The sequence below is a fragment of the Algoriphagus vanfongensis DSM 17529 genome (assembly GCF_000429465.1).
GTDB lineage: Bacteria > Bacteroidota > Bacteroidia > Cytophagales > Cyclobacteriaceae > Algoriphagus > Algoriphagus vanfongensis.
On sequence record NZ_AUBX01000001.1, the window covers coordinates 25,955 to 40,938 of the forward strand.

A 14,984-nucleotide genomic window follows, 5' to 3' on the forward strand; every position below is an offset into this window, starting at 1 on the left:
TAAAAGTACAAAATATTGCACACCTCAAATTAAGATCACCACAAAAAGCATAATAAAGCTCGACACACTGAAACACACTATTAGAACTATACTGAATCTCTCAAATCATGTATTAAAATTAACAACATGAGAACTTTGGGAAACAAATTTTACAAGTTGTGGATAAAATACACAACAACCCAAGCATACAATCCTTAAAATTATGTCTTTAAAAAAAATAAACTCTAATTATTTAAAAAAAAATCTAATTTTTCTCTACAAACCCAGAATATCGGTGCGGACTTCCAGTTTCATGTATTATTTAACATAGAGCAAAGGACAAAACACAAGCATATAACACACAAATCGCTCATTAAAGAACACTTTACTATAAATGAAATATATCCAGAAATTACATGTAGACATCAGAAATCATAGAAAAACATCTATGTTCCTATGACTTAGAAGCTAAAAAACTAAGCCAATAACTTCGGAAACATCAAAAAAGCGGATTCAGCTAGCAACAGAATTCGCCAATGGCATGATTCAGGAGAATCTTAGTCTTCAACTTAACTGCCATTGATTAACAATATTTATAAAAGAACAAAACGCTATTTCTCCCGCCTTCAAACACATAACAAAATATAAAAAATGAAATTCGCACTTGATTTCCATAGCCACACCGTTGTAAAAAAACTAATAGAAAGTGAGTTAGACAAAATAGATGTGCGTTATTCATTTCATAACTCCTCTTACCTTGAAATCATAGGGAACATCTCATCTTCAAAATTTAACCAAATAAAATCAAACTTTGAAAAGTACGGGATTCAGATAAAAGAAACACCTAATGATGAATTCATTCAAAAGGTTAAAGATATTATTACCGAATTAATACATAACCATAAGTATCACTCCTATACATCTTCCAACATTATTTCCGAAAAACTAAAGTTAAGTTATGGACATATATCAAATATATTCTCGAACCACACATTAGACACACTTGAAAACTATATAATATTACAACGGATTGAAAGAGTAAAATCCTTAATACTAAGCAATGAATATACACTCACAGAAATTGCTTTCGCCCTTAACTACAGTAGTGTCGGCCACTTATCCAATCAGTTCAAAAAGATAACTGGGCTTACATCAACTTCCTTTGCCAAGATTGTTAAAAAGAGAAATGAATTGCAGCTAAACCAAAGTTTGAGTTAAATAATTAAAACTAGCCATGGACACCAAGAAAGAAATTTATATTTACTTGGCTGATGATGACGAAGATGACCGCATCAATTTTAAAAACGCCATCGCTGAACTTAATTTAAACACAGAACTGAAAATCGTCAAAAACGGAAAAGAACTGATGTCAAATCTTAATAATATTGAAGTAAGACTACCTGATATTATTTTTCTGGATTTACATATGCCTGTGATGGGAGGACTTGAATGCCTTGGTCAAATTAGAAAAAGCAATCGCTTACATAATATAGCAGTTGTCATTTATTCTACTTCAACCTTAGAATGTGACATCGAAGAAAGCTTGACTCGTGGCGCAAACGTCTACTTGAGAAAACCTACAGATTTCGACCAACTTAAGACCCTGATATACAAAGCTATAATTACAAACCACCATTACACCGTTTCAAAGCAAAGCAGAGAGAATTTCGTCATGGTCATATAAATCTACGTAGCTGATTCATACGTCAAGTGACATTACATTTTTAGCATCTCTACTAGGAGATTAAACCATTATATTTTGCAGTTACTTTTTTGTTTCAGACTGTTTCTCTGCTTGATTCTTAGCCCCTACTACTAATCTTAGATCTCTAACACTCACTGACCTAATGGTCATCTCTTCATCAATACGGAATACTTGAATGGATGGTGACAAAACAGCAAATCCATGATAATCATTTAGTCAATTCGATGTGGTTAGAAATCCAATTTTAAACCTTATTTAGCCCCGCTTTATTAATTAGTCTATTTCTGGAATACATAGGTCTCATCACCCTCTTGCTTGAAATCAGATTCTCTACACTAAGGCACCGCAAGCTCGCTACTTATAAAGTTCATTTCCTTCCTACGATAGGGCTATTGCAGCAACTTTTAAATCTCAAGCGTACTTATTTCATAGCTTAATATCTAGTCGTTACAAAAAGGTTACAGATTGGTAAATTTTTATCACGATTAAAGGAGCAGGACTGAAACAACAGATATTTTATCAGCTTCAAAGAGTAAATAACTGCCATAAAAGGATATCCCATATCAGATTATTGAATAAAAACCGGAAATGGCAGCCGCTTTGTAAAATATGAAGTAGCACTCACCAATGGAAATCTAATATGAAAGCAGCAGTATTTCACAAACCAGGACTCATCCAAGTTGACACGGTCGACGACCCTTCTATTCTTGATCCAAGGGATGTAATTCTCAAAGTAACTGCCACTGCTATCTGCGGGTCGGATTTACACATCCTCAGCGGAGCAGTACCTCAAAAAAACAATATGGTCATGGGCCATGAATTTATGGGGATAGTAGAAGAAGTAGGTGCTGCTATAAAAACACTTAAAAAAGGAGACAGAGTCGTAGTACCTTTTCCCATATCATGTGGGCACTGTTTTTTTTGCAACAACGGAGCTTCGCCTCATTGTGAAAACTCAAACTATGAGCATTATGGCCCAAACGGAGACCTTTTAGATGAAAAAGGTGGAGCACTTTTCGGATATACAGACTTATACGGAGGATATTCCGGTGGTCAAGCGGAATATGTGCGAGTTCCCTATGCTGACGTTAGTCCAAGAGTTATATCTGATGACCTGAGTGACGAGCAGGTACTTTTTCTTACGGATATCTTTCCAACAGGATGGTCCTCTATTGACTGGGCACAATTGAAAGGAGGAGAAACGGTGGCTATCTTCGGCTCAGGTCCCGTAGGATTAATGGCCCAAAAAGCAGCATGGATTAATGGAGCTGCCCGTGTAATTGCTATTGACCCCTTGGAATACCGATTAACTAAAGCTCGAGAAGTAAATAAAGTAGAGACTCTCAATCCGCATAAGGTGGATGTAATAGAGGCCCTTCGTGAAATAACCGACGGAAGGGGTGCAGATGTATGTGTTGATGCCGTAGGATTCGAGCCAGAGCGAAATATTATGGACAGGCTAAAAGCAACTGTCAATATTGAAAAAGGAAGTATGAAAGTCCTTGATGCAGTATTCAAAGCAGTTAGAAGGGGCGGCACAGTTAGTATAATGGGAGTCTATGGTTCAACTTACGATAACTTTCCCTTGCATAGAATATTCGACAAAGCTATTACCATCAAACAAGGGCAAACCCCTGTACTAAATTATATTGATAAGCTCATTGATCTAGTCAAGCAAAATAAAGTACAACTAGATGATATCATTTCCCACACTATCCCGCTAAGTGAAGCTGCCAGAGGGTATGAAATATTTGACAAGAAAGAAGATGACTGCGTCAAGGTGGTCCTAAAACCATAAACTGAACAGATGTTATGAAGAATCCATCCCATTATGCTCTTATTACTGGAGCAACAAGCGGTATTGGCTACGAACTTGCCCTTCTGTTTGCCAAACAAAACTATAATCTAATCATCGTCTCCAGAGACTTAGACGAGATGCAAGAAAAAGCAGTGGAATTTAAAGATTTCGGAATAGATGTCAGAACAATTCAGGCAGATTTATTTGATCCAAAGTCAGCTTTCTTTGTTTGCGAAAATACTGAGGAAATGGGCATCTCGGTCGAAGTTCTTATAAATGATGCTGGCCAGGGCTTATATGGTGAATTTAAAGACACCGACATCTTAAGAGAGCTGGACATAGTCAACCTTAACATCAGCTCCTTGATAATACTTACGAAATATTTTATAAAGAAAATGATTTTAAATAAAAATGGTAAAATTCTGAATGTAGCATCTGTGGCGAGCAAAGCACCAGGGCCCTGGCAATCAGTTTATCATGGTACCAAAGCATTTGTGCTTTCATTTACAGAAGGTATACGACAAGAAGTCAAAGATCATAATGTTACAGTTAGTGCTTTGCTCCCAGGATTTACAAACACAGATTTCATTCGGAAAGCAGATATGGAAAAGAGCAAAATCTTTCAGGATAAAGATGCGATGGCTGATCCAAAAAAAGTAGCAAAAGATGGTTTCGAAGCCCTTATGAGCAATGAAGACAAAGTCATATCCGGGCTGAAAAACAAAATAAATATAGCGTTGGGAAACTTGACGCCCGACGATGTACTTGCAAAACAAATGGAAAAAAAACAAAGACCTGCAGAAGAGGGATAGTACAATTCGTTGGACATACACATTTCAAAACCAAAAAACATGGATATCAAACACTTTCTTATCACCCTTCTTTCAGGAGTTGCCGGAACCTTAGCCATGACTTTGATTATGTATTTGTATGCATATATTTTTTAAAAAAAAACCAAAGTCATACACATTTTAGGAAGTATGATATCCGGCGAGGCTAACTACACATCTCCAGAAAAACAAACTTTAGTACTGGGGACTTTAGCTCATTTCGGTGTAGGGATAATATTTTCCTTCTCCTATTTCCTATTATGGAACTGGGGGATATTCAGAATCAATTTTGAAGATTCAGTTTTAATTGGCGCAATCAGTGGAGTAGTAGCTATAATTGTATGGAAAACATATATCAGCCTCCATTTTAGACCTCCAGTGCCCCCTCATACGCACTATTTTTTCGCACTATTTCTGGCACATATCGTATTTGGAATAGTAAGTGTAAATGTTTTTCAACTTATCACTGACAATCCAGAGATGTGGTATGAGCTTCAAGATCAGGCCAAAATCATTTCTTTTTAGAAAGAAACGTAGACTTGGAATCTCTTATGGATTAAAAAATCAACAAACAAAAGAAGCGCCCCCCCCTTCCTCATCACATCTCAATGCTACTAAGTCATTCGTAGACATTTAACAAAGAACTTGATTTATTGCAGTAAAGTCTTCAAACCATTTATGTCACCAACTAATTTACATCCAAACTCGAATCAAGATTAAGCCTTGAACCTACTATCAAATATCAGTTTTTATTTCAGAGAACTATTTATAGATTGACTTCACATATTCCGGTACATTTTAGTCAAATAGCATGAAAGAGATAAAGTCCATACTCGTAGTAGATGATGATTTAGATGACCGCAGTTTTTTCGTAGAAGCCATAGGAGAATCAAGTCCGCATACCAAAATAATGCAAGCGGAGGATGGAGAGATTGCTTTAAAACTCCTAGACACTATATTATTAAACCTACCTGATTTTATATTTCTAGACCTGAACATGCCAAAAAAAAATGGAAAATCCGTCCTTAAAGAAATTAAGGGGAATCAATTTCTTCAACATATCCCCGTTTATATATTTTCTACAACATCTGACCCTAAGGATATCCGAGAAAGTATGGAGTTGGGAGCAAAATCTTTTATCACTAAACCCTTTGCACTTTGTGATTGGATTAAACAAATAAAGTCAATTTTATCACTAAAACACAATAAATATCCTGAAGAAAACTAGCATATAATTTCCTGAAGAATCCACAAACTATTTTTCTTAAAAGAAGCACTTCTATTTTTAAAACAGCACTCATATCCTGCAAAAAAGTCAGAAACTCTGGCCATTTCTCTGGCATTATAGTTGATTTTTATCCATGTACTGTAACAATCTTAAACTCAAAAAAAATGGACCTGCTTACTATAGTACTCATCTCATGTGGCATTATATCTCTCTTCTTTTTGTTCTTTCTTGCCGAATCAAAAACTACCCATAATATCGAAAAGAAAGGAAGTAAACTTACTCTATGGCACCCACTGAAGAAAGAAGTAATTGACTTGAACACCGACATTATAGACTGGAATGTGCAACGCATTCACTTGTTGTGGTGGGGTAAACTATATGCCATCAATATTCAACTCAAATCAGGAAAATGGAAAACGATATATTCCAAGTCACGTCGAGGTAAATTCAACAAACTTACTTCTCATCTCAAAAAAATCGATCAGACAAAGCAATCTCAATCATTAGCTTAAGGATTAATAAATTCCCACCGCATACCATTCTCCCAATCTGTTGCGGAATTACCATATTTAGGAAACCCGTTATTTACCTTAAGTATACTGGCTAGATGTAATAGATTATAGGTCATAAATGTAATATTCCTATTTGTAAAATCAGAATTATAGCCCATCGGAGGATCTATGGCTTTACCCTGATAAGTCGTATCACCATAGCTTGGACCAGGCCCCACTTCACCAATCCATCCACAATCTGCTTGAGGAGGAATTGTAAAGCCAAGATGTTGAAAAGAATATAGAATTCCACGAGAACAGTGTTTGATTCCATCTTCGTTACCGGTAATAATGCATCCGCCTACTTTTCCGTAAAAAATAAATTGACCTTTTGAATTGGTTTTACCACTCATAGAATCAAGCCGTTCAATCAGTTTTTTGGCGATTGAAGAAATATCACCTAGCCATATCGGTGAAGTAAGTACTACTATATCCGCTAATAGGATGCGTTCAAACAAACTTGGCCATTCATCTTTCTCCCAACCATGATCAGTCATGTCAGGATACATACCTGGAGGCACATCGTGGTCTACTAGGCGAATTTCATCAACCTCAACCCCTTCTCTTTTCATGATACCTTTAGATAGATCAGCTAATGTTGAGGTATGGCTCAGTCGAGGAGACTTTTTCAATGTACAGTTAATGAATACTGCTCTTATATCTTTGAATTCATGTAATTTCATCTTATGACTGTTTAAAATATCTACATTAATAAACAAAATAACCTAGTTCGTTTTTTCCTTTGAATTCAAAAGTGTGGTTACAGCATCCACTTCACCTTTCCGATAATTTTCAATAATTGAGAGATCACCTGTGCTTTCTAGTACTATAAGGGACACCTGGTCCAAAGACGAGAACCCCTTGAGTCTACACACGTTAAAAACCTCCTCTTTAGAAAGCCTTTGCTTATCCATTTCCTGATCCAAAAATTTTCCCCGGTAAAAAACAATTACAGGTTTATCAGCAATAATAGATCTAAAGCCTTTTATTCTTACCGAAAGAAATGTAAATAAAAACTGCATAAAAATAAAAAGGGAAAAGGCTACCACACCATCCACAAGTGTTATGTTTTTATTTAATGATATTGAAGCCAAACATGATCCTAGAGCGATAGTAACAACGAAGTCAAATGCGTTCATTTTAGACAATGTGCGCTTACCGGATATTCTTAGCAAAAAAACCATTACTAGGTATCCTAACACAGTTAATACCACAGTTCGGAATGTACTTTCCCAATTTTCAAATATTATTTTCTCCATTTTCAAAATAGGTTTAGAACAATATACTAATCAACATCTCTGCCAAAACCAGATCAGAGTACAGTTAAGTGAAATCAATAATTTCATCTTCTATTCTATAGTTGTAATCAATTTCCAAGTAAGCGTATATTAAATTCATGAACGACCAATACTATAATAAGAGTACCTGACCGACATCTCAAAGTAAGAAGTAAGGTTACTCATTCGACTAAGATTTTCCACCTTTCATTTTGATTCCCGAGATATGGTTTGAATTTCAATTTTGTAACCAATGCTAGCACTTTCATCCAACTCATTTTCTAAATAGGCCAGTTTCGGAGAGATAGCTTAGGTTTAGCCAAAAGTTTCAACAACCAAAAAATAACAAGACCATGGCAAACTCAACACTTCAATTAATTCATGAAACTCTGCTTGCTGTTCCTGGAATGAATGACCCTGTCAAGATTGATTTCAAAATCCCTCGGAAGACTGTCCTTCTATTGGCGGAGGTCATCTCCAGAGGAATGAATCAAAAAACCGATTTGGAAAACGGACTTCTCCAAATTTCAAAAGAATCTGCAGAAGAGCTAAGCACCATTATCCAAGACAGCTTAGAAAAGGCTGGTCTCACAGAGCTTAATCAAAGACTTAAGAAACTACAAACCAACTAACCACAATTTTTTCATGACTGCCACATTTCCTCAAATTTCCGGATGAATGAAAGAGATTTTGGGGAGATGGCAGTTTTTATACTTCAAAGCTCCTCAGTCTCACAAGAAAGAAAAAAGGGCTCAGAAGCTCAAACTGTGCATTCAATCCTAAAAACTATCACCCAATCTATCAAACAATTCAGTTTGGTAACCAAAACAAAAAGCCCAAATCAGTAAAACTGTCTAATAACAGCTTCAAATTCCACCTTGTCCTGAATCCATTCATCGACACATGATTACCATTCGTCTATAGGTTAATTCTGCTGAGCTTAAAAACCAATTTTTTTCCCTTTTTAAAAATGACATTTGGTTGTAGAGGCAAAAGGTCAATTATTGAAGTTTTTTTGCCAGGTAGTTTGCAGTAATAATACAGACTAAGCAATCTATACAAAGCATTAGTCACTGAGGCGAGGAGCAGAGAAAGTTGTTAAATCACCCCAGGCTTGCCCCATCAAATCAACAACTCAAAAGTTCATCGTATGCCTAAGCCAACAGATCTGATCATCACCAAGTATGAGGCTCATGAACTAGATCAAATAATTGACAGCTATGATTTGATCAAAGGGATTATTGATGGGTTTGAGGGGCAGGCCAATTTTAAACTTGACAATACCCTACCCTTGATCAAAGGCGATTCACAGGAGCTCAGGCAAATTTTCCATGATTTCATCAGGCGAATATTCGATTTCCCCAAAGCGTCAAATCAAGAGATCCATATAGTTCACATTAAAAATCCAAAATCCTGGACTTTTGCACTTATACTAAAGAGTGCACTCCAAGGAAAGCTGGGAAACACACCGGATAACTTGATTGAGACAATAAGTGAATTGACTCTAGTCATTTCAAAAAAACCAATTTATAATCCCAAAGACCTAATAGTTCCTGTTTGAAAATTCAATTATGGAGACTCCTTCATTAAGATATCTAAAAGAATTGTCTAGTGGCAATAAAAATTTCGAATTAAAAATCTTTAAACTCTTACTCGATGAGCTCCAGAAAGAATATACCGAATATCAAACTGCTATAAGTGATAAAAAATATTATTTGGCATCAGAGATTGTTCACAAGATGATGCACAAAATTGCATTTTTTCAGATGAGGAAGTCCCTACTTTTAGCAGAGAAACATGAATTAGCACTGATGTCCGGCACCCTAAAATATCAATCGGAATTTCAGGAGACCATATGCAATATTCTTAAACTCACTCCTGAACAGGATGATTAGATTTGAATGGCATTTAATCAATGTCGACAAAAGTCAGTCAAGAGCAGTTTTATATAACTAAGAGAAAGAACTCTAAATTAAAGTTCAGGTGTGCAATTAACACATTATATATTTTTAGCAAGCACACCAAAAATCAACACAGTGTATAAAGTTAAAAATCTAGTTGTTTTTAAATTGTTAATCAGCATTCCGACAAAGAACGATATATATTCCTGAAAGCGATCATTGATTTTTGCAAGGGGCAGATTACCGGTTGGTCAATATCAATCCGCCGTAGGATGGACTAGTTCTCTTTGAGCAGTTAGCAGACTATCCTTGGTTAAAGTGTGGTATGAAGTAGAATTTACATCCATCTCCTGAAGTGTGAAGACATGGATTCTGAGCTAGCCCTATACTCTTAAAAATTAAAGAAAATCTATCCTAGCAATTGGGGGATTCTCAAAAATCCCCGTCACACTAACAAACATATAACCTTCATGCCTAGGCCCTTACGGCTATGCTTATTTTCCAATCCTATTGGAGGTGATCAAAAAAAAAGTTACTTTTCTTGCCGGATCAGAAAATGACATTCATTTTTCAAAATCATTTTCAAAGTTCTGCTCTTACCGGAATCCCGCAATTCCTTTCAAATCTAAGTCAGAACTGCTCTTTAAGCTTTCATCATTTTTATTAGATGAAGGAACTTAGAAATTGAATCGTTTTCATCCGACAGATACTGCTTTTGTGTTAAGCAGTGCTTAAATGCGATTTTCTTTTAACCTAAATTCTTTCATATGCCAGGACCCGCCGTTCATTATTTAATTGGGCAACTGTTGTCAAACTCAAGCAAAGTTTATCAGCCGTATGCCGGATTTAACCCATCCTATTACTTAGATGAGTCTACAAGGTCAATTCTAAAAGAGTTTCCAGATTATTTATCTGTAGGAACTCTGGGACCGGATTTCCTTTTCTTCAATACCAAAGATTGGCCCGGAGGAGAACATCTCCCCGTAAGGTTGATGGTCAAAGCAGCCAAAACACTGGCTTCTCTTGAACATGAAATCGAAAAAAGCTACCCTCTTCTTGTTGAAATTCACGAATTAAAAAAAGAGCTTGAAGAGGAAGTGGGAGAAGCTGTTGACGACATCGTCGAAAGTTCGCCTACACTTTCAGCAATTAGATTACTATTTCGGGATCTCAATGCGATCATGGAGCTGATCAGTGCCATCATCAGTAACGGGATGAAAGATTTAGTAACCTCAAACATTGACATATTTGGTCTTTTGACGCATCCTATTCAAGATTGTGACCCCAAAGAAGATTGGTGGTGGTTTGATATTCTCCACTATCGCAAAAGCGGCGAGTTTGCTAAATTCCTGATTGACCAAAGCAAAAGCAACCCCAGTCATTTGGCATATTCGATTGGATATATGAGCCATTTAACTGCAGATACAGTTGGACACCCCTATGTCAACACCTTGGTCAGAGGCCCATATCGTAATCATAGCCAGCGACACAAAGTCGTCGAGAATTTTCAGGATGTATCTGCTTATGCGCGTTTTAAAAGCTCTTTGGGATTGGGAGATAAAGAGTTTGTCTCAGGAGATTTACATGAAAAATTTCTTTTCAGGGACGGGAGAAGATCAGTCTTTACCGGAGAAGTTTTAAAAGAAACAGAATCATTGATTGACGGCCTGACCCCTGGCTTTGCAGATATTGGTATGCCAGAAGAGTTGGCAGCCTTATTCTCAAGGGCAACTGAAGAAGTGTACACTACCTCGGGAAAACATTTGTTCGGAGGAGGAATGAAGCCCGAAGAAGTAGATTCTGCCTACAGACTATGGTATGCCTGGTTTAAAAGTACTACTTCTGAAACGGTTCTGCCAAAGCAACTACCGGAGCTTCCTCCCCTATCAGAAGAATTACGGGAAGCCTGGAACCGATTTAGAGATAGGGTAAATAATGCATTGAATGAACTTGGCAATGCTATAGAAGATTTGTTTACCGGCAATCCAGGAAGCAGCTTCAGCTGGGAAAATGTAATCAACTTCTTCAAAAAAATCGGTCGCGTTATCAAAGCCGCAGTGGCAGCTGCAGTAGCTATGGGCTCAGTAGCCGAAGAAATAATAGCTACAATCACATCGCATACAGCACATTTTATCCTCGACCAGATATACCAGGCACTATATACAGCCTATGATTATTTCAGATTGTCTGTCGCTCTGAATGGATTTGCATTTCCATTTGAAAGTCACCTCAATGATTATAAAGTTCAGCATATGCTAAACCCAATATTGAGTGATAGTAACAATAACCGGGTAAGCCCAAGCTGGCCATATCCTGTTCAGAAGTTAAAAGTGAGTGATGGTATTTTTCGGTTTGCACCTCAAGAAGCTCATCTGGTTTACCCTGTGACCGACCCGGAGTTCAATCAAGTACCTGTGGGCCCTGACTCATATACTAATCAGAGTCATGACTATTTCATCAACAAGCCTATCCACATGGACAACTCTGTAGCGTCCAACTTGGGCAATGCCAGCTATATGGCTGCAAACCCGGACATAATGAAACAAGAAACGCTCGGAAATGCATTGGATCTAACTGCATTTTATTGGAATGCAGTGAAAAGTGGACAAAAGCTACCAGACTTAAATCTTGATGGCGACAGAGGCATGGCTCATCCTAGTTGGGAAATAGAGAATTGCCAACCAGAAATGGGTACCACCGCATCAAAACCAATCATCGAATCTTACACTGATTGATCATTTTTAGAATTCAAATACAATGAAAAAAATACTTGAAGAACTCAACAAAGACATTGCTGAATACACTCGAGACATCAAGGAACGAGAAGCCTTTTTCAAAGAAAATATCAAAAAAGAGCGCACCGCCTTTCGACAAAAATACGGACAAAAAGAATTTGACCTTGGGCTAGACTTATATGAAGGTAAAAGCTTCTTGATGATCCCACATTTTCCCAATGACAAAGGAAATCTTCGTTTGAGGGCCAACACCTTGAATTCGGCAGGTGTTGTAGTCAAAAAATCAAATATTCCGGTAAATGATCTTGGCCCCTCTCAATCCTACCAAATTGAGTGCACGGTAGAAAACCATGGGGATTTAGCTGTCCCGCTAGCAAATGTTGAATTTTTTGTAAGTCCGAAATTCAAGCCCCACGAATTGGAAATGGAAATTACCGGCACTAGCTATTTCCTGGGGACTACCATCAAAGGAACTATTAAAAAAGGCTCAATTCAGCTTCTGGATCATGTTCGAATTCTCTGCGAAGACCATGTAATCCAAGCTAGAGTAAATGGAATAGTAGTCCATCCCCCAAGTGGCCCCACACAAACTAGTACAGAGGCAACTGCAGGTCAAAAAGTAACTTTATATGTTGGACTTAGCAAAACACTTGCACAGACATTGGTATTTCCAGGATCACTTTTAGTTGAAGGGCTTTCCAGTCCTCCCCTCAATCAACTTGCCTTTAGATTTAGAGTCAAAGATGTTTTCAAAATTTCTGGAAGAGGATTAGTGGTCACCGGGATAGTAGAACAAGGTACTCTTAAACCTGGCGAAAGAATTAATGTATTCAAAGGAGATAGCGGAAGAGGAAACATACTTAATATTACAGTCTCCAAAATTGAACGCATGAGACGATCGCTCACCCTGATTACTCCAGGCATGGAAGTTGGGCTTTTGTTAGGAAATCATCGCGGTACTATTCAAAGGGGCGATTTGATAGTCAAATCAAATCGTGAGGAATTTACGGGCATTGCAGAACCTATTCCAGAACCCGACAAAGTAGCTGACTATGAGTTCTTGGGAAGAAAGACTATTGCTATTCCTGCAATGGAATCTCAATCCATCAGTATGCCTTTTCAGACCACAAATTCAAAGGACAGGAATGAGTTTATATTCGTTTGCAGAGTATTTGCAACTCTGCCTGTTGACATGCCCGATAATTTCAATGTATTGATACCAAAACTTGAAAGAAGAGTGGGCGCCAAAAAAATCCCGTGGAAATCATCCTGATAATTCAAAAAAAAGCCAAAGGAGATAGAAAGTACCTTTGGCTTTTTTTGCTTTTGTATCAGAGTATTTTTCAATCATTAATTAAAGACTCACTTTATGAGGTCAATAATTAAAACTCAATTTCAAATTCCAACGCCGTATACATTTCTAAACATATTAGCCTAAATCGTCCTGAACTTTAACTCATCTCTACAAAGAGATTTTTGTGGGTATGATCAATTTTCCACACTTAGGAGATTTCTATTGATTTTCTTCTCCAAACTAGCATAAACTCGCTCTATCTCTTTCCTCAATTTCGAAGATATGACCAACAGCTTCATCAACCTGTTCTTCAATCTGCACAGCTTCCTCTTTTTCTTCATCCGAACTAAAAAAAGTAACGACTAACATCAAGATCCCGAAAGCCAGCAGCAAAGTCCCTATAAAATTCAGAAAAGTTTCAAAGGCTCCTACTGCCAGCCCTTTGCCGTAGCTGGAATAATGCTGCAATCCTCCTACTCCTCTTCTCTTAAAGCGTTCCTGCCCCACATGGTAGCGAAGCAATAATCCCAGCCCAACCAATACACCACCGAGTATATAGAAATCATTCATGATAGATTTGTTTTAGTTGAAAATAGATTAGTCCCTCATATCCGTATCATCCATCCGCTTCTCTAAGCTATCCTTGAGACTGTCCAGAAATATGGTTCTGTTTTTCTTTCTGATCCGCATACTCTGAAATGTCCGGTAGAAATTACCTACCCTTACATTGAAGGATGATTCCATGATGGAAATAATCATTTTGACATCGCTTTTCCCATGATTGATAGCCCCTCTGGATTGCAGTGCATAAGCCAACTCAATCAAAGCTGACTTGGTATCAGTCCATTTGTGCTTGGACTTTTCCACAGCTTTCAGATCAGTACCAAATTCCAGCTGGATCAACTTATTCCGGATATAGTCTATCAAATTTTCATAAGCCATGATTTTGGCCAATTTGCTGCTGTTGGGAGTGGAAAAACTAGGATCAAAATCCAATGAATAATCCGGAATAAGACTCAAGGGTCTTGACTCCTTCAGAAAAAACTGATGATCCAGATCTTCCCGCTCCAATTGATGATAGATGAAGAGCTGATGGTTTCTGCCAAAAAAATCCTGGTATTGATCCACTACCTGATGGTAAAACTGCTTGACCTTGCTCTTTTCTCCTACAGGTTTTTTGGAAGCGAGGTAGGTAAGTTCAGAGAAGTATATCAACTCCTTTGAAAACATAGGATTGTAATACTTAAAGAATTTAATCTCTTCCTCCCTACTCTGAAATTTATAGCTCAGCATAAATTCCTTCAGTTTGAGTAAAATCGAATTGACAGCCCTGCCACTTCGTTCTGCTTTTTGTAATTCATTGGAAGTTCCCTCTGCCACTTGATTTAGCGACTGTTCCATCTCTTCCAAAAGCTTTTCTGCAAATGCTTTCATATCCTTTTTAGTTTAGATGTAGGGAATTGGCTAACTACCATTACTCCCTATAGACTTTCTTTCATAAATAGCTTGATGTTTTTCTTGATTGAGTATAACCCTCAAATCGACCTGATACAAATATTTGAACACCTCTAAGCTGAAAGGAATAGTCTAAAAATCAAAACCTTAGTGAAATATATGGACTCTTAGGATTCTTAGGAAAATATGGACTTTTTGGAAAATTGGTAAAACAATTTTCATTGATCCTAG

General features: G+C 37.3%; 16 protein-coding genes. 12 read left to right on the plus strand and 4 right to left on the minus strand.

Annotated elements, in window-relative coordinates:
* Positions 1-630 precede the first annotated feature (630 nt).
* From G460_RS0100120 to G460_RS0100150, 7 genes are all read left to right on the plus strand, one after another.
* Positions 631-1,197: a helix-turn-helix domain-containing protein gene (locus tag G460_RS0100120; protein ID WP_026953483.1), complete on the plus strand. Its 567-nt coding sequence runs from the start codon at positions 631-633 to the stop codon at positions 1,195-1,197.
* A gap of 16 nt (positions 1,198-1,213) precedes the next feature.
* On the plus strand, positions 1,214-1,663 hold the full coding sequence (locus G460_RS0100125; protein WP_026953484.1) for a response regulator: 450 nt from the start codon (positions 1,214-1,216) through the stop codon (positions 1,661-1,663).
* Positions 1,664-2,324: 661 nt separating this feature from the next.
* The gene (locus tag G460_RS0100130; RefSeq protein ID WP_026953485.1) at positions 2,325-3,482 is read left to right on the plus strand and encodes a zinc-dependent alcohol dehydrogenase; all 1,158 of its coding nucleotides are present in this window, start codon (positions 2,325-2,327) and stop codon (positions 3,480-3,482) included.
* Positions 3,483-3,496: 14 nt separating this feature from the next.
* The gene (locus tag G460_RS0100135; RefSeq protein ID WP_026953486.1) at positions 3,497-4,294 is read left to right on the plus strand and encodes an SDR family NAD(P)-dependent oxidoreductase; all 798 of its coding nucleotides are present in this window, start codon (positions 3,497-3,499) and stop codon (positions 4,292-4,294) included.
* Between the two features lie 168 nt (positions 4,295-4,462).
* Positions 4,463-4,837, plus strand: coding sequence for a hypothetical protein (locus G460_RS0100140; protein WP_026953487.1), 375 nt, complete (start codon positions 4,463-4,465; stop codon positions 4,835-4,837).
* A gap of 286 nt (positions 4,838-5,123) precedes the next feature.
* Positions 5,124-5,540: a response regulator gene (locus G460_RS0100145; protein ID WP_026953488.1), complete on the plus strand. Its 417-nt coding sequence runs from the start codon at positions 5,124-5,126 to the stop codon at positions 5,538-5,540.
* Between the two features lie 164 nt (positions 5,541-5,704).
* The gene (locus G460_RS0100150; protein WP_026953489.1) at positions 5,705-6,052 is read left to right on the plus strand and encodes a hypothetical protein; all 348 of its coding nucleotides are present in this window, start codon (positions 5,705-5,707) and stop codon (positions 6,050-6,052) included.
* Here the strand turns inward: G460_RS0100150 and G460_RS0100155 are convergent.
* Together G460_RS0100155 and G460_RS0100160 are read right to left on the minus strand one after the other, a co-directional pair.
* Positions 6,049-6,774: a flavodoxin family protein gene (locus tag G460_RS0100155; RefSeq protein WP_026953490.1), complete on the minus strand. Its 726-nt coding sequence runs from the start codon at positions 6,772-6,774 to the stop codon at positions 6,049-6,051. The two genes, G460_RS0100150 and G460_RS0100155, sit on opposite strands and share 4 nt — an antisense overlap.
* Before the next feature lie 42 nt (positions 6,775-6,816).
* Complete coding sequence (locus G460_RS0100160) at positions 6,817-7,350, minus strand: DUF421 domain-containing protein (RefSeq protein ID WP_026953491.1); 534 nt, start codon at positions 7,348-7,350, stop codon at positions 6,817-6,819.
* 371 nt (positions 7,351-7,721) lie between these two features.
* Here G460_RS0100160 and G460_RS0100165 point away from each other — a divergent pair, with 371 nt between their 5' ends.
* From G460_RS0100165 to G460_RS0100195, 5 genes are all read left to right on the plus strand, one after another.
* The gene (locus G460_RS0100165; protein ID WP_026953492.1) at positions 7,722-8,000 is read left to right on the plus strand and encodes a hypothetical protein; all 279 of its coding nucleotides are present in this window, start codon (positions 7,722-7,724) and stop codon (positions 7,998-8,000) included.
* 518 nt (positions 8,001-8,518) lie between these two features.
* Positions 8,519-8,929 (plus strand): hypothetical protein, encoded by a 411-nt coding sequence (locus G460_RS0100175; protein ID WP_026953493.1) that lies wholly within the window; start codon positions 8,519-8,521, stop codon positions 8,927-8,929.
* Between the two features lie 10 nt (positions 8,930-8,939).
* On the plus strand, positions 8,940-9,263 hold the full coding sequence (locus G460_RS21035) for a hypothetical protein (protein ID WP_051315832.1): 324 nt from the start codon (positions 8,940-8,942) through the stop codon (positions 9,261-9,263).
* 812 nt (positions 9,264-10,075) lie between these two features.
* The gene (locus G460_RS0100190) at positions 10,076-12,004 is read left to right on the plus strand and encodes a zinc dependent phospholipase C family protein (RefSeq protein ID WP_169817483.1); all 1,929 of its coding nucleotides are present in this window, start codon (positions 10,076-10,078) and stop codon (positions 12,002-12,004) included.
* A gap of 238 nt (positions 12,005-12,242) precedes the next feature.
* The gene (locus G460_RS0100195) at positions 12,243-13,277 is read left to right on the plus strand and encodes an EF-Tu/IF-2/RF-3 family GTPase (protein ID WP_157366819.1); all 1,035 of its coding nucleotides are present in this window, start codon (positions 12,243-12,245) and stop codon (positions 13,275-13,277) included.
* A 261-nt stretch (positions 13,278-13,538) separates the two neighbouring features.
* On the opposite strand, the gene G460_RS0100205 is transcribed toward G460_RS0100195, so the two are convergent.
* Positions 13,539-13,868 carry a hypothetical protein gene (locus tag G460_RS0100205; RefSeq protein ID WP_026953496.1) on the minus strand — a complete coding sequence of 110 codons (330 nt, stop codon included), beginning with the start codon at positions 13,866-13,868 and terminating at the stop codon, positions 13,539-13,541.
* A gap of 27 nt (positions 13,869-13,895) precedes the next feature.
* The gene (locus tag G460_RS0100210; RefSeq protein ID WP_026953497.1) at positions 13,896-14,732 is read right to left on the minus strand and encodes an RteC domain-containing protein; all 837 of its coding nucleotides are present in this window, start codon (positions 14,730-14,732) and stop codon (positions 13,896-13,898) included.
* Between the last annotated feature and the right edge of the window lie 252 nt (positions 14,733-14,984).

Excerpts from the sequence above, each read along its gene's own strand:
- G460_RS21035 (WP_051315832.1), top strand. The coding sequence starts at position 8,940 with ATGGAGACTCCTTCATTAAGATATCTAAAAGAATTGTCTAGTGGCAAT.
- G460_RS0100130 (WP_026953485.1), top strand. The coding sequence starts at position 2,325 with ATGAAAGCAGCAGTATTTCACAAACCAGGACTCATCCAAGTTGACACG.
- G460_RS0100145 (WP_026953488.1), top strand. The coding sequence starts at position 5,124 with ATGAAAGAGATAAAGTCCATACTCGTAGTAGATGATGATTTAGATGAC.
- G460_RS0100155 (WP_026953490.1), bottom strand. The coding sequence starts at position 6,774 with ATGAAATTACATGAATTCAAAGATATAAGAGCAGTATTCATTAACTGT.
- G460_RS0100150 (WP_026953489.1), top strand. The coding sequence starts at position 5,705 with ATGGACCTGCTTACTATAGTACTCATCTCATGTGGCATTATATCTCTC.
- G460_RS0100210 (WP_026953497.1), bottom strand. The coding sequence starts at position 14,732 with ATGAAAGCATTTGCAGAAAAGCTTTTGGAAGAGATGGAACAGTCGCTA.
- G460_RS0100160 (WP_026953491.1), bottom strand. The coding sequence starts at position 7,350 with ATGGAGAAAATAATATTTGAAAATTGGGAAAGTACATTCCGAACTGTG.
- G460_RS0100120 (WP_026953483.1), top strand. The coding sequence starts at position 631 with ATGAAATTCGCACTTGATTTCCATAGCCACACCGTTGTAAAAAAACTA.
- G460_RS0100165 (WP_026953492.1), top strand. The coding sequence starts at position 7,722 with ATGGCAAACTCAACACTTCAATTAATTCATGAAACTCTGCTTGCTGTT.
- G460_RS0100175 (WP_026953493.1), top strand. The coding sequence starts at position 8,519 with ATGCCTAAGCCAACAGATCTGATCATCACCAAGTATGAGGCTCATGAA.
- G460_RS0100125 (WP_026953484.1), top strand. The coding sequence starts at position 1,214 with ATGGACACCAAGAAAGAAATTTATATTTACTTGGCTGATGATGACGAA.
- G460_RS0100135 (WP_026953486.1), top strand. The coding sequence starts at position 3,497 with ATGAAGAATCCATCCCATTATGCTCTTATTACTGGAGCAACAAGCGGT.
- G460_RS0100205 (WP_026953496.1), bottom strand. The coding sequence starts at position 13,868 with ATGAATGATTTCTATATACTCGGTGGTGTATTGGTTGGGCTGGGATTA.
- G460_RS0100140 (WP_026953487.1), top strand. The coding sequence starts at position 4,463 with ATGATATCCGGCGAGGCTAACTACACATCTCCAGAAAAACAAACTTTA.